This window comes from Pseudomonas sp. Irchel 3A7, assembly GCF_900187565.1.
GTDB lineage: Bacteria > Pseudomonadota > Gammaproteobacteria > Pseudomonadales > Pseudomonadaceae > Aquipseudomonas.
The window spans coordinates 308,663-331,610 of sequence record NZ_FYED01000004.1 but is presented as its reverse complement, the minus strand read 5'-3'; the positions used below and the strand labels follow the sequence as shown (position 1 = coordinate 331,610).

23 protein-coding genes and 1 pseudogene are annotated in these 22,948 nt (G+C 62.7%); 12 read left to right on the top strand and 12 right to left on the bottom strand.

The genetic code is table 11. The features are described from left to right. Window positions 1-27 precede the first annotated feature (27 nt). From CKW21_RS32250 to CKW21_RS08735, 5 genes and pseudogenes are all read left to right on the top strand, one after another. Window positions 28-1,413 (top strand): annotated as a pseudogene (locus tag CKW21_RS32250) (HAMP domain-containing protein); the annotation flags it as partial. A 24-nt stretch (window positions 1,414-1,437) separates the two neighbouring features. Continuing rightward, the gene (locus tag CKW21_RS32245) at window positions 1,438-2,268 is read left to right on the top strand and encodes a methyl-accepting chemotaxis protein (protein ID WP_371917514.1); all 831 of its coding nucleotides are present in this window, start codon (window positions 1,438-1,440) and stop codon (window positions 2,266-2,268) included. 438 nt (window positions 2,269-2,706) lie between these two features. Continuing rightward, the gene (locus tag CKW21_RS08745; protein WP_095193570.1) at window positions 2,707-4,020 is read left to right on the top strand and encodes an amino acid permease; all 1,314 of its coding nucleotides are present in this window, start codon (window positions 2,707-2,709) and stop codon (window positions 4,018-4,020) included. Next, complete coding sequence (locus tag CKW21_RS08740) at window positions 4,013-5,290, top strand: aspartate aminotransferase family protein (protein ID WP_095193569.1); 1,278 nt, start codon at window positions 4,013-4,015, stop codon at window positions 5,288-5,290. The genes CKW21_RS08745 and CKW21_RS08740 overlap by 8 nt, the downstream gene beginning before the upstream one ends. A gap of 9 nt (window positions 5,291-5,299) precedes the next feature. After that, entirely contained in the window at window positions 5,300-6,313 is a 1,014-nt protein-coding gene (locus CKW21_RS08735; RefSeq protein ID WP_095193568.1) for a phosphotransferase enzyme family protein, read from the top strand. A gap of 154 nt (window positions 6,314-6,467) precedes the next feature. On the opposite strand, the gene hpaC is transcribed toward CKW21_RS08735, so the two are convergent. After that, window positions 6,468-6,980 carry a 4-hydroxyphenylacetate 3-monooxygenase, reductase component gene (hpaC, locus tag CKW21_RS08730; RefSeq protein ID WP_095193567.1) on the bottom strand — a complete coding sequence of 171 codons (513 nt, stop codon included), beginning with the start codon at window positions 6,978-6,980 and terminating at the stop codon, window positions 6,468-6,470. A gap of 261 nt (window positions 6,981-7,241) precedes the next feature. On the opposite strand from hpaC, the gene CKW21_RS08725 reads away from it, so the two are divergent. After that, window positions 7,242-7,871: a response regulator transcription factor gene (locus CKW21_RS08725; protein WP_095193566.1), complete on the top strand. Its 630-nt coding sequence runs from the start codon at window positions 7,242-7,244 to the stop codon at window positions 7,869-7,871. Window positions 7,872-8,017: 146 nt separating this feature from the next. Here the strand turns inward: CKW21_RS08725 and feaR are convergent, their stop codons facing one another. From feaR to CKW21_RS08680, 9 genes are all read right to left on the bottom strand, one after another. After that, window positions 8,018-8,938, bottom strand: a complete 921-nt coding sequence (gene feaR, locus CKW21_RS08720; protein WP_095193565.1) for a transcriptional regulator FeaR — start codon at window positions 8,936-8,938, stop codon at window positions 8,018-8,020. A gap of 153 nt (window positions 8,939-9,091) precedes the next feature. After that, on the bottom strand, window positions 9,092-10,042 hold the full coding sequence (locus tag CKW21_RS08715) for a PDR/VanB family oxidoreductase (protein WP_095193564.1): 951 nt from the start codon (window positions 10,040-10,042) through the stop codon (window positions 9,092-9,094). A gap of 160 nt (window positions 10,043-10,202) precedes the next feature. Beyond that, entirely contained in the window at window positions 10,203-10,943 is a 741-nt protein-coding gene (locus tag CKW21_RS08710; protein ID WP_095193563.1) for an SDR family NAD(P)-dependent oxidoreductase, read from the bottom strand. A 10-nt stretch (window positions 10,944-10,953) separates the two neighbouring features. Next, window positions 10,954-11,454 (bottom strand): aromatic-ring-hydroxylating dioxygenase subunit beta, encoded by a 501-nt coding sequence (locus CKW21_RS08705; RefSeq protein WP_095193562.1) that lies wholly within the window; start codon window positions 11,452-11,454, stop codon window positions 10,954-10,956. After that, window positions 11,451-12,734, bottom strand: a complete 1,284-nt coding sequence (locus CKW21_RS08700; protein WP_095193561.1) for a Rieske 2Fe-2S domain-containing protein — start codon at window positions 12,732-12,734, stop codon at window positions 11,451-11,453. The genes CKW21_RS08705 and CKW21_RS08700 overlap by 4 nt, the downstream gene beginning before the upstream one ends. 53 nt (window positions 12,735-12,787) lie before the next feature. Beyond that, window positions 12,788-13,909: an amidase gene (locus CKW21_RS08695; protein ID WP_095193560.1), complete on the bottom strand. Its 1,122-nt coding sequence runs from the start codon at window positions 13,907-13,909 to the stop codon at window positions 12,788-12,790. Beyond that, window positions 13,906-14,376 carry a nuclear transport factor 2 family protein gene (locus tag CKW21_RS08690; protein ID WP_095193559.1) on the bottom strand — a complete coding sequence of 157 codons (471 nt, stop codon included), beginning with the start codon at window positions 14,374-14,376 and terminating at the stop codon, window positions 13,906-13,908. Before CKW21_RS08690 ends, CKW21_RS08695 begins: the two co-directional genes overlap by 4 nt. 3 nt (window positions 14,377-14,379) lie before the next feature. Next, window positions 14,380-14,751, bottom strand: a complete 372-nt coding sequence (locus CKW21_RS08685; protein ID WP_095193558.1) for a hypothetical protein — start codon at window positions 14,749-14,751, stop codon at window positions 14,380-14,382. Between the two features lie 42 nt (window positions 14,752-14,793). Further along, on the bottom strand, window positions 14,794-15,957 hold the full coding sequence (locus CKW21_RS08680; RefSeq protein ID WP_095193557.1) for an acyl-CoA dehydrogenase family protein: 1,164 nt from the start codon (window positions 15,955-15,957) through the stop codon (window positions 14,794-14,796). 355 nt (window positions 15,958-16,312) lie between these two features. Between CKW21_RS08680 and CKW21_RS08670 the strand changes: the two genes are divergently transcribed. From CKW21_RS08670 to CKW21_RS08645, 6 genes are all read left to right on the top strand, one after another. After that, window positions 16,313-17,803, top strand: coding sequence for a sensor histidine kinase (locus CKW21_RS08670; protein ID WP_095193555.1), 1,491 nt, complete (start codon window positions 16,313-16,315; stop codon window positions 17,801-17,803). A gap of 257 nt (window positions 17,804-18,060) precedes the next feature. Then, the gene (locus CKW21_RS08665; RefSeq protein WP_095193554.1) at window positions 18,061-19,212 is read left to right on the top strand and encodes an amine dehydrogenase large subunit; all 1,152 of its coding nucleotides are present in this window, start codon (window positions 18,061-18,063) and stop codon (window positions 19,210-19,212) included. 13 nt (window positions 19,213-19,225) lie between these two features. Beyond that, window positions 19,226-19,765, top strand: a complete 540-nt coding sequence (locus tag CKW21_RS08660; RefSeq protein ID WP_095193553.1) for a MauE/DoxX family redox-associated membrane protein — start codon at window positions 19,226-19,228, stop codon at window positions 19,763-19,765. Between the two features lie 5 nt (window positions 19,766-19,770). Next, window positions 19,771-20,391, top strand: coding sequence for a methylamine dehydrogenase accessory protein MauD (gene mauD / locus CKW21_RS08655; protein ID WP_095193552.1), 621 nt, complete (start codon window positions 19,771-19,773; stop codon window positions 20,389-20,391). Window positions 20,392-20,409: 18 nt separating this feature from the next. Beyond that, window positions 20,410-20,931 (top strand): methylamine dehydrogenase light chain, encoded by a 522-nt coding sequence (locus CKW21_RS08650; protein WP_008062110.1) that lies wholly within the window; start codon window positions 20,410-20,412, stop codon window positions 20,929-20,931. 171 nt (window positions 20,932-21,102) lie between these two features. After that, on the top strand, window positions 21,103-21,624 hold the full coding sequence (locus CKW21_RS08645; protein WP_095193704.1) for a cytochrome C: 522 nt from the start codon (window positions 21,103-21,105) through the stop codon (window positions 21,622-21,624). Here the strand turns inward: CKW21_RS08645 and mug are convergent. Together mug and CKW21_RS08635 are read right to left on the bottom strand one after the other, a co-directional pair. Continuing rightward, window positions 21,618-22,127 carry a G/U mismatch-specific DNA glycosylase gene (gene mug, locus CKW21_RS08640; RefSeq protein ID WP_095193551.1) on the bottom strand — a complete coding sequence of 170 codons (510 nt, stop codon included), beginning with the start codon at window positions 22,125-22,127 and terminating at the stop codon, window positions 21,618-21,620. The two genes, CKW21_RS08645 and mug, sit on opposite strands and share 7 nt — an antisense overlap. Window positions 22,128-22,134: 7 nt before the next feature. Next, window positions 22,135-22,761, bottom strand: a complete 627-nt coding sequence (locus tag CKW21_RS08635) for a TetR/AcrR family transcriptional regulator (RefSeq protein WP_095193550.1) — start codon at window positions 22,759-22,761, stop codon at window positions 22,135-22,137. Between the last annotated feature and the right edge of the window lie 187 nt (window positions 22,762-22,948).

The window sequence follows — 22,948 nt, the reverse complement described above, 5'->3', positions numbered from 1 at the left end:
CCCCCTGTAGGAGCGAGCTCGCTCGCGATGAACGCCCAGGCAACGCGGGCATCCAGGCAGCCCGCGTTATCGTTGACGTCCATCGCGAGCATGCTCGCTCCTACAGGGATCGGGTTCACTTCAAGGAAAAAGGCCTTTCCAATGCAGAAAAAATTCCTGACGATCCAGAGCAAGATCGCCCTGCTCGCCGGCCTCTGCCTGTTGTTGGTGGTGGGTTTGCTGATGGGCCTGTCGCTTTACCAGACCCACAAAAGCAGCCGGCAAGTCGCCGAGGCCAGCAGCGAAATGCTCGCCGATGCGGCCAAGGAACACATGCAGGCCCTGGGCAAAGTGCAGGCCATGCAGGTGCAGCGCACCTTCATGCAGACCCATGAATTCGGCCAGGGGCTGTCGCGATACTTACTCTATCTGCGGCAACTCCAGCACCAGGGGACGCTGACCCGCCCACAACTGCGCCAGGCGCTGAGTACCCAGCTTCACCAGGCCCTCATCGACAAGCCCGACCTGCTCGGGCTTTACGTCATTTTTGAACCCGACGCCCTGGACGGTGCCGACGCCGGTTTCGTCGACAAGGCGGATCTGGGCAGCAACGAAACCGGGCGTTTCTCGCTGTACTGGGTGCAGAGCAAGCCCGGCGAGCTGCAAGCGGTGATCGGTGACGAAGAACTGCTCGCCAACACCGAGCCGGGGCCGAGCGGCGCGCCCTACAACGCCTTCTACACTTGCGCCCGCGACACCCGTCAGGCCTGCGTGCTGGAGCCCTACTTCGACGAGGCGTCCGGCAGTCGCAAACTGGTGACCAGCGTCGCCTTTCCGCTGCTGGAAAGCGGCAAAGTCATTGCCGTGGTCGGCCTCGACATCAACCTCGCCGCGCTGCAAAAGAACAGCGAAGCCAGCGCCCTGCAACTGTTCGATGGCCATGGCCAGATCAGCATCGTCAGCCCTCGCGGCGTCATCTCCGCCAACAGCCAGGACGTCAGTCGCCTGGGTCAACCGATGGACAATGCCGAGGTGATGGACGTCTTGCGCCAGGGCCAGCCAAAAGTCTTTGTCGACCCGCAGCAGATCAAGGTCCTCGAACCGCTGGCACCGATTGCCGGTGCAGCCCCTTGGGGCGTGCTGGTGGGCGTTCCGCAGGACGTGCTGCTGGCACCGGTCACCTCCCTGCAAAAGCAACTCGACGCCCAAGGCGTGCAAAGCACCGCACTGGAACTGCTGCTCGGCGGCGGCTCGGCCCTGCTCGGCCTGCTGTTGATCTGGTACACCGCGCAGCGCATCACCCGACCGCTGCAAGTGCTGACGCGGGTCATGGAGGATATTTCCCTCGGCGAAGGCGACTTGACCCGGCGTCTGCAGGTGCAATCGCGGGATGAGATCGGTCAGCTGGCGACGGCGTTCAACCGGTTTGTCGAGCGTATCCATCAGTCGATTCGCGAAGTGTCGTCGGCGGCGCTCGGCGTCAACGAAGGGGCTCGTCGCGTGCTGGAAGCGTCCAATTCATCGCTGAGCAACTTCGACGATCAATCGACCCGCACCAACAGCGTGGCGGCAGCAATCAATCAATTGGGCGCCGCTGCCCAGGAGATTGCACATAACGCCAGCGATGCCTCGCACCAGGCATCCAATGCCCGGCAACAGGCGGAAGACGGGCGTCAGGTGGTGCAGCGCACGATCGAGGTGATGAACGAGCTGTCCGGGAAAATCAGGGCATCGTGCGCCAACATCGAAGTGCTCAACGACAAGACCGTGAACATCGGACAGATCCTCGAAGTGATCAAGGGTATCTCCCAGCAGACCAACCTGCTGGCGCTCAACGCCGCCATCGAAGCGGCCCGCGCCGGTGAAGCCGGACGCGGTTTTGCCGTGGTGGCCGATGAAGTGCGCAGCCTGGCCGGACGCACCCAGACCTCGGCGCTGGAGATCCAGCAGATGATCGAGGAACTGCAAGTGGGCGCCCGGGACTCGGTCACCACCATGACCGAGAGCCAGCAACACAGCGAGGAAAGCGTCAATATCGCCAACCTCGCCGGCACCCGCCTGGGCAGCGTGACCCAGCGCATCGGCGAGATCGACAACGTCAACCAGTCCGTCGCCGCCGCCACCGAGGAACAGACCGCCGTGGTCGAGGCGCTGAACGTCGACATCACGCAAATCAACACCCTCAACCAGCAAGGCGTGGAAAACCTGCAATCGACCCTGCGCGCCTGTACCGAGCTGGAACAACAGGCGGCGCGGTTGAATCAGTTGGTGGGGAGTTTTCGGATCTGACCATGGCAGTGCCTGGTACACCGCCTTCGCGAGCAGGCTCGCTCCCACAATGGATCTGTGTCGTACACCCATTCCGTGTTCACTGGAGATCCCCTGTGGGAGCGAGCCTGCTCGCGAAGGAGCCGGCACACTCAACATCCTCGGCGCCTGACACGCCGCCTTCGCGAGCAGGCTCGCTCCCACAGTTGGTCATCGTCGTACACAAACTCTGCATCCACTGAAGATCCATTGTGGGAGCGAGCCTGCTCGCGAAGAACGATAACGCGGTGGGCCTGCTCTCCTCCATAGCCCAATCTGGCACCCACAACCAACCACCTGGCATGCACGCAAACATGCCGCACCGCACCCCGCGCGTAGTATCGAAGCGCAAAGCAACGCTCCACCCCCTCCATTTCTCACAAAAACAATAAATCGGCCTCAGGGCTGCGGGAGACTTCTGTGCTCAAGAAAAGTGCGTTGGGCTGGCCAAAGATTGCCGGCCTTGGAATTGCGTTGGTGGTGGCCGGGCAGTTTTCCGGCTGGAACTTTGGGTTGGCGGCTGGTGGCTGGCTGAACATGTTGATCGCCACGCTGTTGATGGTGCTGCTGTGCGGCGGCCTTGCCCTGTGTGTGGCGGAATTGTCCACGGCACTGCCCAGCGCTGGTGGCGTGTTCGTCTATGCGCAAAGTGCTTTCGGACCGTTCGTGGGATACCTCGTCGGCGTGGCTTGTGCGCTGGCGCTGACCATCGGTACCGGTGCGGCGGCGACCTTCATCTGCGCCTACACCGAATCGATTTTCGGTCTCGGCGGCTGGCCGGTGAAAATCGCTTTGTTCGTGGTGATTGTCGGCATTCACCTGCGCGGTGTCGGTGAGGCCATGGGCCTGACGTTCATTGCCGGAGTGATCGCCGTCGTCGCCCTGCTGACCTTCGGCGTGGCCATGGCGCCTCATGTCGAACTGAGCAACTTGCTGGCCCTGCCGGCTAACGTCGCCACCCCCGTCAGCCTCGCCGGCATTTTCGCCTGCGTGCCGTTCGCCATCTGGCTGTTCATCACCATCGAACAAACCGGCTCGGCGGCAGAAGAAGCTGACAACCCCGGCCGCACGATGCCCCGCGGCATACTCGCGGCCATCGGCACGTTGCTGGTCACCGCGCTGGTAGTGCTGGTGTGCGCACCGGGTGCCGGCGGCGTTGAACTGGTGGGCTCGGCGGGTGATCCGTTGTACGCGGCGATGTCCAGCAACAGTGCCTTCGGTGAAGGCTCGTGGCTGGCCAAGGTGATTGGTTGCGGCGGAGTGTTCGGCCTGATCGCCACCTTCTTTTCCCTGGTTTACGCCGCCTCCCGGCAACTGTTCGCCATGGCCCGCGATGGCCTGTTCCCGCAATGGCTGGGCAAGACCGGCAAGCGCGGCACACCGTACCCGGCGCTGCTGCTGATCGGCGCCATCGGCCTGCCATTGTCCGCTGTCGACCCGGCCACGGTGATGCTCGCGGTCGTGCTGCTGCTCAACGTTGGCTACCTGTTCATCTTCGGCGCGTACCTGCGCATCAAACGCAGCCAGCCGGATCTGCCCCGTCCTTTCCGGCTGATCGGCGGCAAGCTGGTTGCCTGGCTGGGCCTGGCCCTGACGCTGGTGGTGATCGCCGCCTGCTTCCAGCTCGACCTGACGATGCTGATCGCCCTCGGGGTGACCTTCGCCCTGTGCATATTCAACTTCGTGCTGCGCACTCGCCGCACCAACCCAACCGAGGTTCCTGACCATGCCTGACACCCTTCTGCAACGCCGCCATCGCGTACTCGGCAGCGCCTCGCCGCTGTTCTACGACAAGCCTCTGCACCTGGTACGCAGTGAGGGCGTCTGGCTGTTCGACGTCGACGGTCGCCGCTATCTGGACGTTTACAACAACGTCCCTTGCGTCGGCCACTGCAACCCGCAGGTGGTCGAGGCGATGCACCGCCAGGCGACCACCCTGAACATCCACACCCGCTACCTCGATGAGCAAGTGGTGCGCTATGCCGAGCGCCTGACGGCCACCTTTGCCCAGCCCCTGGACACCGCGATGTTCACCTGTACCGGCAGCGAGGCTAACGAACTGGCGCTGCGCCTGGCGCGTTTCGCCAGCGGCGGCACCGGGATTATCGTCAGCGATTACAACTACCACGGTAACTCGGCTTCGCTGGCTGAGGTGACCACTGCCCTGCCCTCGCCGGAACCCTTCGCCGCCCATGCCCGCGCCGTGCCGATTCCATGCTTGTACCGCGCACCCGCTGGTACCAGCGAAGCGCAACTGGCGGATGAGTACGCCGCCAATATCGCCGCGGCGATTGCCTCAATGCAGGCCCAGGGGATTCGCCCGGCGGCGTTGTTGATCGACACCCTGTTCGCCAACGAAGGTTTGCCTCGGGTGCCGGCCAGTTTCGTCGCCAAAGCTGCGGAGTTGATCCGCGCGGCGGGCGGCTTGTTCATCGCCGACGAGGTGCAGTCCGGCTTCGGCCGTACCGGCGATCACCTGTGGGGGCATCAGGCCCACGGCGTGACGCCGGACATCGCCACCCTCGGCAAGCCCATGGGCAACGGTTACCCGCTGGCGGGGCTGATCACCCACAAGGCGCTGGTGGAATCGTTCGGCCGCAACGCCATGTACTTCAACACCTTCGGTGGCTCGCCGGTGGCCGCTGCCGTGGGCATGGCAGTGCTGGACGAAATTGAACAGAAGCAGTTGCTGCAGAACGCGCAAAACGTCGGCGCTTATGTGCAGCGGCGTCTGCAAGCACTGGCCGACAAACATTCGATCATCGGAGATGTGCGCGGCAAGGGCCTGTTCTTCGCCATGGAACTGGTGCGCGACCGTGCCAGCAAGGAACCCGCCGGGCTGGAAGCACGCAAGGTGGTCAACGACATGCGCGAGAACGGTGTGCTGATCAGCAAGATCGGCGCCGGCGACAACATTCTCAAGCTGCGCCCGCCGCTGGTGTTCAGCCGCGAACACGCCGACCTGTTCGTCGACACCCTGGACCATGCGCTGAGTGCGATTTGAGGATCTGCCATGACTGAATTTCATACTTTGAACCACGACCAGCAAGTCGCCAGATTGCACGATCTGGCACGCCACGCCTTGCAAAATTGGGACGGTGATTTTGCCGATATCGAACTGGTGAAATACCGCGAAAACGCGGTGTTCTCGGCCCGCCGCCACGACGGCCAGCGCGTAGCCCTGCGCATTCATCGCAATGGCTATCACTGCGAAGCGGCGCTGCGTTCCGAGCTGCAATGGATGGAAGCCCTGGAAAGCGCCGGCATTACTGTGCCGCAGATCATTCGCGCTCAGGATCAACGCCATTTGATCGAGGTGAGCCATGCCGATATCGGTCAACGTCATGTCGACATGCTCGCCTGGCTGCCGGGGGCGACCGCCGGCACCTCCGAGGCCGGGGTGCAGGCCGATACCGAGATCGACTTTCTGTTTGCCGAAGCCGGCGCGCTTGCCGCGCGCATTCATGTGCATTCGGCTCATTGGCAGCAGCCGGACGAATTCGTCCGGCATGCCTGGGATGAAGAGGGTTTGATCGGCGCCACCCCGTTCTGGGGGCGTTTCTGGGAGCTGGAGCAGCTCAGCGACGAGCAACGGGACCTGCTGCAACAGGCCCGGCGCACGGCGCGTCGGGACTTGCGCCAATACGGCCGGCACCTGGGCAACTTCGGCATGATCCACGCCGACCTGGTGCCTGAAAACCTGCTGATCGAAGGCCCGCGCCTGCGCCTGATCGACTTCGACGACGCGGGTTTCGGCTGGCACATGTTCGAGCTGGCCACGGCGCTGTACTTCTGCCTGGATGACCCGCGCTATGAGCAGATCAAGGCGGCGCTGCTAGAGGGGTATCACGCGGTGAAGCCGCTGACCGAAGCGGACCGCCAGACACTGGCACTGTTTCTGATGCTGCGCGGCACCACGTACCTGGGCTGGATTCATACCCGCCAGGGTACGCAGACTGCGATCGAAATGGCGCCGATGCTGATTGAGCGGGCTTGCAGGTTGGCTCGGGGATATTTACAGCAGTAATTGTTGAACATTTGTGGCGAGGGGATTTATCCCCGTTCGACTGCGAAGCAGTCGTGAACCCGGACCACTCAATTTGTCTGGACGGGTGCTGGGGGCCGCTTCGCAGCCCAACGGGGATAAATCCCCTCGCCACAGATAAATCCCCTCGCCACAATCAGCAATGCGCCCCAGCATGTTCAAGCCGATGAAACAACCGGTTGAAGTACACCAGGCTATCGCCCTGCTCCCGCACGCCAACCTTTTCCAGTTCCACGAACATCACCGAATGCGACCCCACTTCCTTGCACTCGCTGATCCGTCCCTCCAACTGCACCAGAGCGTCACGCAACACCGGCACGTCGGCGGCGCCGTCGTCCCACAGATCCCAGGCGAAGCGCTCGGCCATCGGCACCTTGGTCATGCCGGCGAAGTGGCGGGCCAGTTCTTCCTGCTCGCCGCACAGCACGTTGACGCACAGCCGGCCGTTGGTGCGGAACACGTCGTGGGTGGCGCTGTTGCGGTTGACGCAGACCAGCACGGTGGGCGGCGAATCGGTCACCGAGCACACGGCGCTGGCGGTGATGCCGCAACGACCGCCAGGGCCGTTGGTGGTGATGATGTTCACCGCCGCAGGCAGCTGCGCCATGGCGTTGCGAAAGTCGATTTGCTGCTGGCTCAGGTCGGCCATGTCGATGCCCCTTCCTTCAGGAGGACCGCTTTGAGGCGGCCCGTAGGTGATGGAACAAGACTAAGGCCGGGCGCTGCGCCCAACCATTCTGACGATCCCCACGTAGAGGTAGGCTTTCCGCTAGTCGACTAGGTGGTTTCTTTATCGCATGGGCCGGCCACAGTGGGTATCCTGCTACTTGGCTCCAAAAAGATGAGCCAATGTCCGCCGCGCGTGCACGCGAGCGATAACAATAAATAGAAAATTTCGTGGCAGCCCCTGATGCAAACCCGCAAACCGATTGTTTACATCGTTGACGACGACAAGGACCTGCGCACCTCGCTGGCCTGGTTGCTGGAGTCGGTCAGCGTGCAGGCGCAGTGCTTTGCCGGCGCCGAAGAATTCCTCAGCCAGTACGACCCCAAGCAACCGGCCTGCCTGGTGCTGGACGTGCGCATGCCGGAAACCAGCGGTTTCCAGTTGCAGGAAATCCTCAACCAGCGCGGCAGCACCTTGCCGACCATTTTCGTCTCGGCCCATGGCGATATTCCGATGTCGGTGACGGCGATGAAGAACGGCGCGCTGGACTTCGTCGAGAAACCCTACAACCCGCAGCAGATGATCGACCGCATCCAGGCCGCGCTGAAGACCGCCGTACACGCCCAGGCCGACCAGGAGCAGCGCCAGAACCTGCAAGGCAAACTGGCACTGTTGACCAGCCGCGAGCGCGAGGTGCTGATGCTGGTGATCGATGGCAAGGCCAGCAAGGTGATTGCCCGGGAGCTGAACATCAGCGTGAAAACCGTTGATGTTCACCGCACCAAGATCAAGGAAAAGATGGGCGTGACCAGCATCGCGATGCTGGTGCGCGAGGTGCTGCACTTGCCGGCGGAGGAGCCGGCGCGGCATTGATGACCCTGAGACCGGATGCGGCCGTCAGACCGCTTTCGCGAGCAGGCTCGCTCCCACAGTGGATCTGCGGTGAACACATATTATGTGTCCGACAGTGATCACCTGTGGGAGCGAGCCTGCTCGCGAAGGGGCCGGCAGATACAACCTCAATTCTGGCTATAGCGCTTGCGATAGGCACCCGGCGACACACCAAAACGCGATTTGAACGCCGAGGAAAAGTAGCTGGAATCGGAAAAGCCCCAGGCGTAACACAGTGCCGACAGCTTCTGCTCGACATCACTGCGGCGCAGGTTTTCCGCGCAGAAGTCCAGGCGTCGGTGCTTGATGTATTGCGCCACCACCAGCCCGCGCTTGGAGAACATCCGGTACAACCCGCGCACCGACACCCCCACCTCCCGGGCAATCAGTTCGGGGCAGAGCGCTTCGTCGCTGATGTGTTCGTCAATGAAGGCGATGATCTTGCGGAACTGCCGCTCATGAATATCGCCATTGCTGTCGCGGGCGCTGACGCCCGGTAGCAGCAGGCTGACCAGGGCGTCGAGCACGGCCTCGCTTTCCTGCATGTCCAGCCCTTCCTGCTGGCGAGTCTCCAGCACCAGGCGGTTGGCCATGGCCGCCAGAGGATTATTGGCCGCGATGCGCGTGGCGCAATTGACCGCCGTGAAGTGCGAGCCGCGCTCGACCACCTGGCGCGGCAGGATCAGCGACAACTGTCGGGAATCGTCGTTGTAGGTCATGTCGCTCGGGCGGCTGGCGTCGATCAGGGCGATGTCGCCACACCCCAGTTGCGCACGGTTGTCGCCCTGCTCGAGGTACGAACTGCCGCGCATCTGGAACACCGCGTAGTAGTGCCCGTCGCTGCTGGTGCTGACATCCTTGCTGCTGCGGTACAGGTGCACGTGCGCCATGTCGACCACGCTGAGCTTGATCGCGCCGCTGCGAAATTCCGCCAGCTCGCCATAGAAATCGGTGTCCAACGCGCGGGCGTCGAAACGCCCGCAGGCCTGGTTAACCTGGCTCAGCCAACTTTCGAACGCCTCATTGCGCACCGCCGATGCTGTAATCATGTCCGCAAAGCCTCACGTTTTTGTTGTTATTTTTCGGCCGCTTCGTCGAGCGGCTCGCTAAAAATGTTTCGTACTCCGGCCATCGCCTCCCTCGATGGCCGCCGGGCGCCCATTCAACAGGCTCCGGCGTCGGCTTTCCAGCCTTGAAAGCGCTTAAATGTCCAGTACCAGACGAGCGGAAAGCGCCCGTGAAACGCAGGCGCAAATCTGCTTGTTGGACGCCTTTTCCTTGTTGGAAAGGCAGTTGTCACGGTGCTCCGGCACGCCGTCCAGCACCTCGACAATACAGGTGCCGCAGATGCCTTCGCGGCACTCGGTGTCGATGTCGCAACCGTGGGCCTGCAACACATCCACCAGACTGCTGTCAGCCGGTACATGCAGCACCACGCCGGAGCTGGCCAGTTCCACTTCGAAACCCCCGCTCGGGCCGCTGTTGGCTGCAGGATCGGCGGCGAAGTGTTCCAGGTGGATGGCATCGTCCGAACGGCTGCGCGCGGCCACTTCCACCACTTTATTCATGAACGGCGCGGGGCCGCAGGTGTAGACATGGGCATCGCTGCCGGCACGTTCCAGGCACGCGCTTAATGCGGCGTCCAGATCGCCCGGTTCGACGCCGTAGTGAAACTCGACGTGATCGGCAAAATTTGCCGCCAGCAGTTCGGTGAACGCCGCGTACTCTGCCGAGCGGGCGAAGTAATGCAGGCGATACGGCTGGCCGCTTTCCGCCAGTCGATAGGCCATGCTCAGCAGCGGCGTCACACCGATGCCGGCGGCGAACAGCACGTGTTCGCGGGCAGCCGGGTCCAGGCGGAACAGGTTGCGTGGCGCGCCCATTTCCAGCTCCATGCCCTCTTCCACCTGCTCATGCAACGCCAGCGAGCCACCGCGCGACTGCGGTTCTTTCTTCACCGCCACCAGGTAGGCGCGACGATCCTGGGGCGGGCTGCACAGGGAGTATTGGCGGGTTACACCGGTCGGGCCGGTAAGGTCGACGTGGGCACCCGGCTCATAGGTGTCGAGCGGCTGGCCGTCACTGCGCACGAGGCGAAAGGAACGGATATCCAGCGCTTCGTCGACGATCCTTTCGATCTTCACCTTCATCATTGCATCACCTGAATACACTTGTTTTAGTTACTTCACCTTGTGGGAGCGAGCCTGCTCGCGAAGGTGTGTCAGTCGACATTTATGTAGCTGATACACCTTCGCGAGCAGGCTCGCTCCCACAGGAGTCATTTTCCTGCCGATACGATGGGGTTGAGCATGCTCAGCGCATGAACAGCCCGCCGTTGATGTCCAGGCACGCCCCCGTCACGGAGGTCGCATGCTCGGCAATCAGCAGCAAAACGCTGTCGGCGATGAACCCAGGGTCACCCAGGGTGCCGGCCGGGATCATTTTCAGAATCTGTTCCAGACGCTCCGGGGCTACGGTTTCGCGTACCACCGGCAGCTCCAGCGGACCCGGCGAGATGCTGTTGACCGTCACGCCACGGGGCGCCAGTTCACGGGCAAAGACCTTGGTCAATGTCGCCACGCCGCCCTTGGCCGCCGCGTAATGCGCGCCCGTCGCAGTGCCGCCGTTCTGCCCGGCGAGCGAGGCGATATTGACGATGCGCCCGAAGCCACGCTCGGCAAAATGCGCACCGAACACCTGGCACGCTACGAAAGTGCCGCGCAGGTTGATCGCCATCGATTCGTCGAATTCTTCCGGCGTGATGTCCATCAACGCCGCGACTTTCGACACCCCGGCGTTGTTCACCAGAATGTCGGTGCCGCCCCAGTGCGCGGCGAGCAGGTCGCGGGCGCGCTGGAAATCGGCCTTGCTGCGCACATCCAGCTCGATGGCGACGGCCGTGGCGCCGCTGCCATCCAGCTCGGCGGCCAGTTGTCGCACGCCATCGAGACGCACATCCGCCAGGCCGACGCGATAACCCGCTGCGTGCAGACGGCGGGCGATGCACTCGCCCAGTCCGCGCGAAGCACCTGTTACCAGGGCTACTCGACTCATGATGTTGCCCTCACAGAAGGAAGCCGAGCGCGCTCAGGCTGTCGGTGGAATTGATCAGGCGCACCACTTTGCGCTCCAGGGTCGGTACGCCGTCGGTGAAGCGGATGCGGTGATTGAGGTCGGCCACGAACGGCGTGTGCACGCCGCGCTTGTAGGCGTACAACAACTGCGCCGAGTTGACTTCGATAATGTCGCCGGCCGCTTCCACCAGACGGAAACGCGAGACCGTGCGGATGGTTTTCGCCGCGTCCACCGCCGATGGCGAGTAGCCAGCAGTCAGGCGTTCGATGCGCAGGTCACGCATGCGCGCGTCGTCGTAGGCGTAGTTCAGCGTCGCCTCGAAATCTTCGGTGTCCGGGTCGATCGGCACGATGTACTTGCCGCTTTCGCTCCACAGGGTCGCCCACTCGGCGTAGTTCTTATGGTCCAGCAGCTCGGCTTCGCGCCAGATGAATTCGATGGCCTGGGCCAACGGGCCGGAAAAACCGTTCAGGGTGTCGTGATTGCTCATTGGCTCATCATCCTTTTCCACATGTCGTAGGCACCGCGCATGCCGCCTTCGTCGGTGGCGTGGCTGACTTTGTCGCCGTTTTCAGCGGTGATTTCGCGGTTCAGGCCGCGGTTGACCAGGATCGGCGCGTCGACGCCGGCATAGGAGCCGCGCTGCACGCGGTCCCAGGCCTCGGCGTCATCGGGGCTGCCGAAACCGAACGGGCCCTGGAAGTGTTCGTGAATGCGCATGCGCTCGCGGTTGGCGATTTCCGGGCCGCCGTCCATGCCCAGGGCAACGTGACGGATTTCCGTTTCGGTGACCGACACCGGCCGCAGCACGCGGAAGAACGACATCGACATGGCCACGTTGGGGAACAGGTTCAGGTTGAACCCGGCGCCGTGCAGCGAACGCACGATGCGGCGTACCTGTTCGGGCGGCATGGTCTTCGACAGTTCTTCGGTGACGTGGGCGAAGCGCTCTTGCAATTGCTCGGTGCCGTCGTCGTGATCGAGATCGACGTGCTCCGGTACCATCACCATCACGCTGTGGCCGTTGCCCAGCGAATGAGTGACGGCTTGCTCGTCGGTCATGAACGAGAGCATTTCCGAGGTTTCTTCATCCACCGACGACATGAACGACTTGTGCACGATCGGGAAGTGGTAACCGTCGGTGGTGTTTTCCAGCTGGATCTTCCAGTTGCCCTTGAAGCTGAACTTGTGTTCGCCCTGGGTCTTGATCGGGTAGCCGGCGCCCTGTTTCATGAACAGGTCCATCCAGTGTTTGGCGCCGCCGAGGAAGTCTTCCAGCGGCTCGATCTCGTCGTTGTAGCTGGCGAAGACCATGCCGGCGTAGCTCTCGACCCGCAGGCTGGTCAGCGGCAACTCGGACTTTTCCAGAATGCCTTCGTAACCGTCCGGGTACGGCAGCGCCCGCAACTTGCCGTCCAGGCCGTAGGACCAGCTGTGGTACGGGCAAGTGAAACCGGTGGCATTGCCCTTGTGCTTCTCGCACACGGTAGCGCCACGGTGACGGCAACGGTTCTCCAGGACGTTGATGTTGTTCTTCTTGTCGCGCACGACAATCACCGGACGACGGCCGATGGTGGCGGTCTTGAAGTCGCCGCTGTTGCGCACTTCGCTTTCGTGGGCGACCCACACCCAGGTGCGGTAGAAGATCTTTTCCAGTTCGGCTTCGAACAGCGCCGGATCGTTGTACAGCGAGACATCGACGCGGTCGTGCTGGACCAGGTCTTCGGGGCTTTTCGACGTTGCGATCAGCCGGTATTCATGAGTGCTCATGCGGTTCTCCTCATGGCTTCTTTTTATGATTTCGTTTCAGAGACGGCTGGCGATTAACCGGCCATGCTCTGTTGCAGTTGCGCACCCAAGGCGCAGACCAGTTCGTCCTGGCCTTTACGGCCGACGATTTGCAGGCCGACTTTCAGCCCGCCGCAATCGAGTTCCACCGGTACCGTCAGCGCCGGATGGCCGCTGAGGTTGAAGGGCCGTACCAGCGGGGTCATGCCGGCCACCGCCTTGCTGCCGCTGCGCGCTTCGCTCAGGGTCGGCGGCAGGCTGGGCATGGTTGGCAGCAACAGCACGGCGAAGTCTTCCAGCGCCGAATCCACCTGTTGGGTGAACCGGCTGCGCACCGCTTCGGCCTGGGCCAGTTCTTCGCGGGTGGTGCGGCTGGCGGCCAGCAGGCGCTGTTCGACATCGGCACCGATCAGGCCTTTGCCCGTGAGATGACCGAAGGCCGCCCAGTTTTCGAAATTGATCACGGTCAGGCCGGCGGTGAACGCGGCTTCGAACTCACTCAGGTGCAGGCTGCTGCGATGCCAACCGGCGCGGTCGGCAGCGGCACCCAGACTGGCTTGCAGATGCGCTTCGCACGCCACTTCAAGAAAGCCGACTTTGGCGCCATCGCCGGGCACCCCCTGAACGTCGAAGCCTGGGCAAATCACCTGCATGGCCGCGATCAGGTCGTCCATCGTCCTGGCGAACGGCCCGACGCAATCGAGGCTGGAGGCCAACGGATGCGCGCCGACCCGACTGACTCGACCGTAAGTCGGTTTGAGTCCGGCAATCCCGCAGCACGCCGCTGGCACCCGCACCGAACCACCGGTGTCGGTGCCGATGGCGATGTCCGCCAGCCCTGCGGCGACCGCCGAAGCTGAACCGCTGGAGGAACCGCCCGGCACCCGGTCCGGCGCTTGCGGATTCACAGGCGTACCGGTCCAGTCGTTGATGCCGGTGACGCCAAAGGCCAGTTCATGCAGGTTGGTCTTGCCGACGATCTGCCAGCCGGCTTTGATAATCGCGTCGACCACTTCGGCGTTTTCAGTCGCTGCCGGAGCGTTGGCGAAAGCACGGCTGCCGGAGCGGGTCGGGTAACCGGCGATGTCGATGGAATCCTTGATGGCAACGCGTTTGCCGTTGCCACCGAGGAGGAATTCGCTGATGAAGGTGCTCATGCGCTCAGCTCCTGGTTGAAGAGGCGTTGCGTGCGGAAATGCGCGATCAGCCAGGTGCCGTCGACGCAGCGAAAATCGATGTTCAGGCGGGTGCCGAACAGTTCGCTGCGCTGATCCGCATAGGTAGAAATCTGCTGCATGATCCACTGCCCCTGCGCCGTATTACCGTCGACCAGAATCGACTCGCTGGTGAGGTAATGCAGGTTCAGCTGAAAGTGGTCCGACGGTGGCAAGTAACCACCGACAAACGCAGCCACAGCCTCGCGTCCACGATGTTGACCGAAGGTCTGTGCGGTCTCGCGACCAATGCCTTCCCAGATCGCATCGATGCAGAACAGCGCTGCCAGGTCGCTGACCTGGGTCGGCGCCCTCGGCACGTCGCACAGGTCCATGTAGCGCGCCATCAAGCGACGCACTGCGCTTTCCCCTTCGAGCGTCGCCAGACGCTGCAGCAAGGCCTCGTTCATGGCCTACACCTTGGCCGCATCAGGGATGGTCAGTGGGCGACCGATGCGCGCTTCGACCTTGGCGTATCGCCACAGGCTGTATTCGTTCACCGGCGTGGTGCGGAACAGGTTGCAGGCGTCGATCACCGACTGGTGGCAGTCGACGTCGGCCATGATGTACACGGTCCACGGCGAGGTGGTGGACGGGCCGACCATCAGGCGGTCGTCATCCATCGCGCCAAGCACGGTGATGCCGGGCATCGCGCCGAGGTCCGCCATCATCCGGCTGAAGCCCTTCCACACGCTCAGGCCTTCGCCAGTGGGCAGGTCGAAAAAGTTTTGGGTGATGCCGATGCAGAAGACGACGCGCAACGGTTCCTGGGTAGCTTGGGACATGTGTTTGATCCTTGAGCTTAAGTATAAAAATCGGGATGGAATTCAGATGTAGCCAGGGAACGGCGGCACGCCGAGGAACACCGAGCCTGCGCCGTCGTACAGCCCTTCGCTGAGGAAGGCGTGCTGAGTCACCACCATCGAGTCGCGCAGGTAGCGTTGCAGCGGATGGCGCAGGTAAATGGCAGTGGTCCCGGCGAGGCTGTAGGCGCTCTGCACCACAGCGGCACCGGCCTGGGACACGTGAATCGCGGACAGGCGCAGCAGGCTGGTTTGCTCCGGCGTGACCGGGTTGCCGGCCAGGATCGAGTTCCACACCTGCTCGGTGGCGTTGTAGAAGAAACCGCGGGCGGCGCTGAGCTTGGCTTCGGCCTTGGCGATCTCGATGCGCACATAAGCGCGGTCAGCCATTTTCGGCGCGCCGGTGATGCCACCGCCGCCGGCCATGCGGCTGACTTCGTCGAGGGCGGCACGGGCCAGGCCGAGGTTGACCACCGCCAGCACTTGCGCGGCGTAGGCAATCGACGGGTAGCGGAACAGCGGTTCGTCGATGGTCGCGGCACCGCCACGGATGAAGGTCCAGCGTTCATCGATGTGTTTGTTGGTCACGCGCAGGTCATGGCTGCCGGTGCCCTTGAGGCCGACCACCTCCCAGTTTTCGACGATCTCGACCTGATTCGGGCGAAATACTGCTGTACGAGGTTTGCCGCCCGCCGCGCCGATCCCCACGCCCAACAAGTCGGCGCCCTTGCAGCCGCTGGCGAACTTCCAGGTGCCGTTGACTTGCCAGCCTCCTTCCACGGCTTCGGCGGGTTGCAGCGGAAACAGGCCGCCGGCGAATACCAGATCGGGACTGTCAGCATAGATTTCGGCCAGGGTTTCTGGCGGCAACGCGGCGAGATAGACACCGGCGCTGCCGAAACTGGCGACCCAGCCGGCGGAGCCGTCGGCTTCGGAAATACGCTCGATCATTTGCAGGAACAGTGCAGGCGCCAGGGCATCGCCGCCGTAGCATTTCGGCGTGGCGGCACGGTAGATGCCCACCTGCTTGAAGCGCTCGATCATGTCCCGTGGCACGTGGGAGACGCTGTCGAATTCGTCGCGACGTTGACGCACTTCATCGAGTACCTGCGCAAAGGCCTGGCTGTCGACGACATTCTCGTCAACGCCGATCAGTGCGTCTTGTTGCGCGACCGCTGAACGCAGCATGGGCTTTCTCCGTTTTGCTTATTGTTGTTGGGGTGACACCGCCCACCCCTTGTAGGAGCGAGCATGCTCGCGATGGTCGTCAACGATGACGCTGGAAACCTGGCACCCCGTGGCGCTCTCGGGTTCATCGCGAGCGAGCTCGCTCCTGCAGGAGGGGATCGGCGTCACCCTTGCATTGCGGTCCAGTGTAAAAACCACATCCCGGCGCAACTATTGGTGCGTGCAGCCCCCCGACTAAAGAAAACCCCTAGACCGCCCCCGGTTACCTCTGAGCGCATCCCCGGGCGCGAGCCGGTATAAAAAGCCATACTTCCGGTTCCACCGGTCACCACCCCCTGCCGCCAAGGGCTGCGCGATGTACTTGCCAAAACAGAACGACTTTTTCACGCTGATCGAAGCCATGCCGCTGTGCATCATTCTTCACGATGCCCACAGCAAGGAGATTCTCTGGGCCAATGCCGCGGCCCTGTCGGCGCTGGGGTTTACCCTCGAAGAACTGACACCGCTCAAAGCCCCGGACATGACCCGCGATGCGCCGAAGTATCGGCGTTCGGTGGGGCTGCGTTGGCTGGAAGGCGCCGCGCGCACGGGCCAGCGCGCCATCGAATGGTGCTATCGCTCCAAGCAAGGGGTGGAGATACTGTCCGAGGCGGTGGCGACGCTGGTGCACCTGGAAGGTCGCGATGTGTTGATGGTGCAGTTCCGCGACATTTCCAGGGAAGACAAGGTCAAGCGCGACCTCAAGCGTTTCGAAAGCCGGCTCAAGGCGTTCATGCAGGACCTGGCCGAAGGCGTGGCAGTGCTGGGGCCAGAGGGCGAGATTCGCTTTATCAGCGACTCCGGCGCGCATCTGCTCAACAGCAAAGAGCATCAGTTGATCGGCAAGAACTTTCTCGACTGGTGCGACGACGCCTCGCGCCAGCGCCTGTTGCAGCAGCTGTCCAACGAGACACCCGAGCACTTGCCGTTCGGCGTGCATTACAAAGTGCAACGCCGTGACGGCGAGTGGCGCTGGCACGACGCGACCTGTCGTTTTATCGAAATCGAAGACGACCTGGTCGGCCATCTACTGCTGTTCCGCGACGTCACGGAACAAGTGCACGCCGAAGAAGCCCGGCGCGTCAGCGAACAAAAACTCGAATACCTGGCGCGCTACAACGCCATGGGTGAAATGGCCGTGGCGATTGCCCACGAGCTGAGCCAACCACTGGCCGCCACCCGCAATTTCATCGAAGGCGCGGTGATTCGTCTCGGCAACGCGACCGACGCCGATCAAGGCGTCGCCTGGGGCTTGCAGAACGCCGTGCGACAGATCGAGCATGCCTCCGTGATCATCAAGAGCGTGCGCGACTACGTGGTCAAGCTGGAGCAGAGCGAAGAGCTGGTCGACCTTAACGAACTGCTGCGCGAAACCCGCTACTTCATCAGTCTGCGGGCCGATCCGAGCCTGATACGCGTCGAAATCATCACAGCTCCCGAGCCGTTGCGGGTGAGTTGCGAGAAAGTGTTGATCGGCCAGGTGATCCTCAACCTGGCGTTCAACGCGATCGAAGAAATGGCCGACCTGCCCCTCGAACGTCGTGTGCTGCGCATTCATGCCTGCGCCGAGGACGACGTAGCGCTGGTGCGCATCGAAGACCGGGGACGCGGGATTCAGGCCGAGGCGCAGGAGAAGCTGTTCGATGGCTTCTTTTCGTCCAAGGTCAGCGGCAACGGCATTGGCCTGGCGCTGTGCAAGAACATCATCGGCCGCCATCGCGGCGATATCTGGGCGCAGAACCTGGAGCCTTGTGGCGCTGTTTTCAGCTTTTCCCTTCCCCTCGCAATGACTCCCACCCCCCTGTAGGAGCGAGCTCGCTCGCGATGCTCGTAAACGATAACGCGGAAAACCAGATGCCCAGCGGCGCCCTCTGGTTTTTCGCGAGCAAGCTCGCTCCTACAGTTTCCCCCCGCCATTTCGCTCCCGCATGACACTGGCACAGATACACAAACACTTGGCAGGCAGGGCAATTCCCGGGTTGGACGGGCAAGGCACTATTCACGGGTCAGAATCTGCCCACTCACCCGCGATCCGCGTTACCAACAATTCAGGAAGTTCCCCTTATGCGAACAAACAGGATCTCCGTACAGTCAGCGCTAGGCCTGAGCCTGCTTGTACTCGGCTTGAACAGTGCCCGCGCGGACCTGCCCGCCGACACCGGCATCGGCCAGACCACCCTGGCATTCCCCGCTGAACCGCACCGCGCGTTCGTCGTCGATGTCGAGTTCGAAAGCTTCGTCGCCGGCCGTGTCACCGTGGTCGATCCCGACCAGAAACGCGTGCTGGGCATGGTACCGACCGGTTTTGCCGCGCCTTCCGCCCTGAGCCATGACAAAAAGACCCTCTACGCCGCCGACATCTGGTACTCCCGTGGCACCCGTGGCACCCGCACCGACGTGCTGACCGCCTGGGACACCTCGACCCTGTCGCCGGCCTGGGAAGTGTTGATCCCGAACAAGCGCGCCGAGTCGCTGACCCAGCGTTACGGCCTGAAGACCAGCGGCGATGACCGCTTCGTCTACATCTACAACTTCACCCCGTCGACCTCGGTGACCGTGGTCGATACCCAGAGCAAAGCCGTCGCCACCGAAATCGCAATTCCGGGCTGCGTGCTCAACTACCCGATCGGCAAGCGTAAGTTCGCTTCGCTGTGCGGCGACGGCAGCCTGCAAGTGGTAACGATCAACGACCAGGGCCAGGAAACCGCGCGCAGCCGCACGCCATTCTTCGACCCGAACGCGGAGAAGCTGGTGGAGCGTGCGGTCAACGTCGGCGACACCTACTACTTCACGACCACCACCGGCACCGTGCGTGCCGTGGACTTCAGCGGCGACGCGCCGAAGATTCTGCCGAGCTGGTCGCTGACCACCGACGAAGAGAAGAAGGCCGGGTGGGCGCCGGGCGGCTGGCAGCTGATGGCGGTCGCGCCGAAGCTCAACCGCTTGTACGTGCTGATGCACGACGCCCACGAACCGATGAAGTGGGAAGACCCGAGCACCCTGATCTGGGCTTTTGATCTCAAGACCGGCAAGAAAATCGCCACCCTGGAAGCCCCGGCTCCGATCTGGAGCATGCAAGCCACCGGCGATGACAAGCCGCTGTTGCTGGGCACCGACGTCGAGGGCGGCTTGCAGATCTTCGACCTCAAGACCAACAAGCACACCGGCAGCATGGCCAAGGTCGCAAAAACCGCGACTCAGGTCATGAGCTACTAAACGAGATCCGGCCATGCAATCAGATCCGATCTTCATCCTTGCCAGCGCCATCGCCATTGCGGTGCTGCTGGCCAGCGCCGCGACCCACAAGGTGCGGGCGCCGGCGCGCTTTCGCAAACAGCTTGCCGACTATCAACTGCTGCCCGAGGCGCTGGTGCGCTCGAGCGCGCGGTTGATCCCGCTGCTGGAACTGGCCATCGCCTTCGCGTTGCTGGTGCCGGTCAGCCGTCCCTGGGCGGCGTTGAGCGCGGCGGGCCTGTTGGCGCTGTACGCCGCCGCCATCGGCATCAACCTGTGGCGCGGTCGTCGTGACATCGACTGCGGTTGTGCAGGCCCTGACCAGGCGCAACCGCTGCGCCCGGTCCTGCTGCTGCGCAACAGCGTGCTGGTGGCGCTGGCGCTGCTGGCCAGTGTGGCGCCGATTGTCCGCGACATGACTGTGTTCGATGGCTTCGTGACCCTGGCCGCTGCCGCTGTCGCGCTGCTCATCTACGCCGCGGCCGATGGCCTGGCGGCGAACTCTCCTCTTCTGCTCAAATTGATTGGTAGGTAATCAAAATGGAAGGCTTGATCGTTTCCAACGTTCTGCTCTGGGTATTGCTGGTGGCCGTGGCGTTCGTCGTCATGGGCCTGGTTCGTCAGATCGGCGTGCTCCACGGCCGTCTGGCCCCGGCCGGTGCGCTGATGATGGACAAAGGCGTGGCTGTCAACGAAGCCGCACCGCAAGTGACCGCTGCCGATCGTCACGGTCGCCCGGTGAACTTCGGTTATGCCGGCGAGAAATCGCAACTGCTGTTCTTCCTCTCGCCGACCTGCCCGATCTGCAAGTCGCTGCTGCCGGCGATCAAATCCATCGCCAAGGAACAGGCCAGCACTCTGGACGTGGTGTTCGTCAGCGACGGCGACATGGACGCCCAGCAAGCGCTGATCCGCGAACACAAACTGGAAGACGCCACTTACGTGGTCGGTCCGGAAGTGGGCATGACCTACCAGATCGGCAAGCTGCCGTACGCCGCGCTGATCGACAAGTCCGGCACCCTGCGCGCCAAAGGCCTGGTGAACTCCCGCGAGCACCTGGACAGCCTGTTCGAAGTCGAGCACCTCAAGCACGCCACGCTGCAGCAATACCTCAATGCGCAGCCCCACGACCACGACCACAGCCACGGCCATAGCCACTGATAAGGCAGGGAGACCTTCATGAAACTGTTGGATCTGTTGTTCGAGCGCTCCTCGCGCCGTGTCGCCGACACCACTTCGCGCCGCAAACTGCTGGCCCGCATGGGCTCGCTGATCGTTGCCGGTGCCGCTCTTCCCGTGCTGCTGCCGCTGGACCGTACCAGCAAGGCGCTGGCCGCCACTGACCCGAAAGCCGGCGACCCCGGTGATCCGAACAGCTGCGACTACTGGCGCTACTGCTCCATTGACGGGTTTCTGTGCAGCTGCTGCGGTGGCTCGGTGACCTCCTGCCCACCGGGCACCGAGGCCTCGCAAGTCACCTGGATTGGTACCTGCCGCAACCCGGCCGACGGCAAGGACTACATCATTTCGTACAACGACTGCTGCGGTAAGCAAAGCTGCGCCCAGTGCGCCTGCACCCGAAACGACAGTGAAGAACCGGCCTACCGCCCGTTCAACAACAACGATGTGAACTGGTGCCTGGCCGCCAAATCGCACATCTATCACTGCACCGTTTCGATCATTCGTGGCGTGGCGGTTTAACGCGTTGTACCGCCGGTTGCTCACGCAACCGGCGTTTTTTCTTGTATGTAGGAGCGAGCTCTGCTCGCGATGGACGTGAACGATGACGCGTTCTCCCTGGAGCCCGTGTCGTCCTTGAGTTTTTCGCGAGCAAGCTCGCTCCTACACAAAATCGCCAGCAGAGGTTTTTTTATGCGCAGGTTGCTGATTGTTGGTCTTGTCTGCCTCATGACCACTCCACTCGCACAAGCCCGGGCCATTCCCAATCCCAACCAAGGTCATGCACCCGGCAACGAAGCCCCGCAAAAAGCCATCAGCGATGCCGGCTACAGCGTCGGCGTGAATTACCAGTTGCAGTGCGCCGGCTGCCATTTGGGCGACGGCACGGGTTCAGCGGCCAACGACACGCCGCGGATGAAAGGCTTTGTCGGTAACTTCCTGAAAGTCCCTGGCGGCCGCGAATTCCTGGTGCGCGTGCCGGGCATGTCGCAGTCGGCGCTGAACAATGCGCAACTGGCGGACCTGCTCAACTGGCTGATGCGCGAAGACGGCATGGCGGGCGCGAGCATGCCTGCGCATTACCAGCCCTACAGCGCCGAAGAAGTCGCGGCACTGCGCGCCGAAACCATGCTCAACCTGCCCGGCACCCGCGCCGATTTGATCAAGGCCATGCGTGCGCAAGGCATCGCCATCGACGACGGCATGAACTACTGAGCGATCGTCAACCTGAGTTGGCGGTACGCATCCACCAGTTGATCAAGGGTAAAGGCGCGATTGCGTCCGCTCGGGTTGGGCAGGACCCACACCGAGGCATGGCCGAAAGTCCTGGCCTGTAATCCCCACGCCACATCTCGCTGCCCCGACAGTGCCGCATACGCTGCCTTGCCAAGAAACGCCACAAAGCGTGGCGCATGACGGGCGATCTTGCCTTCGAACTCCGCTGCCGCTGCGATGAATTCATGCTGCGACAGTTGGTCGGCGCACGCGGTCGGCCGCTCCACCACGGTGGTCAGGCCGCACTGATATTGCAGGATCGTCCGGTCCTGTTCCGGGCGCATTTGCTCCGGGGTGAATCCGGCCAGATGCAAGGTGCGCCAGAAACGATTGCCCCGCCCCGCGAAATGATGCCCTTGGGCGGCGGCCATCACCCCTGGATTGATCCCGCAAAAAACCACCGCAAGCCGTTCAGCCAGAATGTCTTCGAGTCCCTCGCTCACATCGACCTCAGCTGCCGCAGATCACGTTGACCGCGTTGCGCGCAAGCCCGGTCAACTCGTCCCTGGATTTGCCCGCCCGCGCACGGATCGAAATGCTGTGCAGCAGGGATGAGGCGAGCACCGCCAGCGCCAGCGCGTCAACGTCGCCTTTCAACTCGCCGGCTTCGATGGCCCTTCGCAGGCGCACTTCCAGATCGGCATCGAGCCGGCTGAGCCGGTCTGACAGCACTTCGCGTATCTGCGGATCCTCAACCGCCTCGGTGGTCGCGGTGCCAATGGCAAAGCAGCCGCGCGGCTGGCCTTCGCCCGAAAAGTAAATCGCCAACTGCCCCTCATAGAAACGCATCAATGCGTCACGCAGTGATAACTCGGTATCGGTCAGCGCGGCCTGCATGTCGGCGGCGGCCGTCTCCCAGTACTGCTCGAGCGCCTTGATGTACAGCGCGTGTTTGTCGCCGAAGGCCGCATAGAGGCTGGGTCGATTCATGCCCGCCGCCGTGGCGATGCTGTCCAGGGAAGCGCCGGAGTAGCCGGTGTTCCAGAACACATCCAGCGCTTGACGCAACGCGGTCTGCGGATCGTAGGCGCGGGGCCGGCCGCGGCCTTTGCCTTCTGTCGCTTTATTTTGTGCCATGTCGTACAAAATCCTTGTGGGAAGGTGGGCGCGTGGATATTCTTACATCATCGCACAAAATTAAGGAACCAGAAGTTCCTGCCTTTCACGTTTGTTGTAGCGAAGCTCGAACCGGGTATTGCAGCGACGAAACAGGTGCGGCGGAGCCACCCTCCCCACCGCACGCGGGTTTGCTTTCTCACGGCAA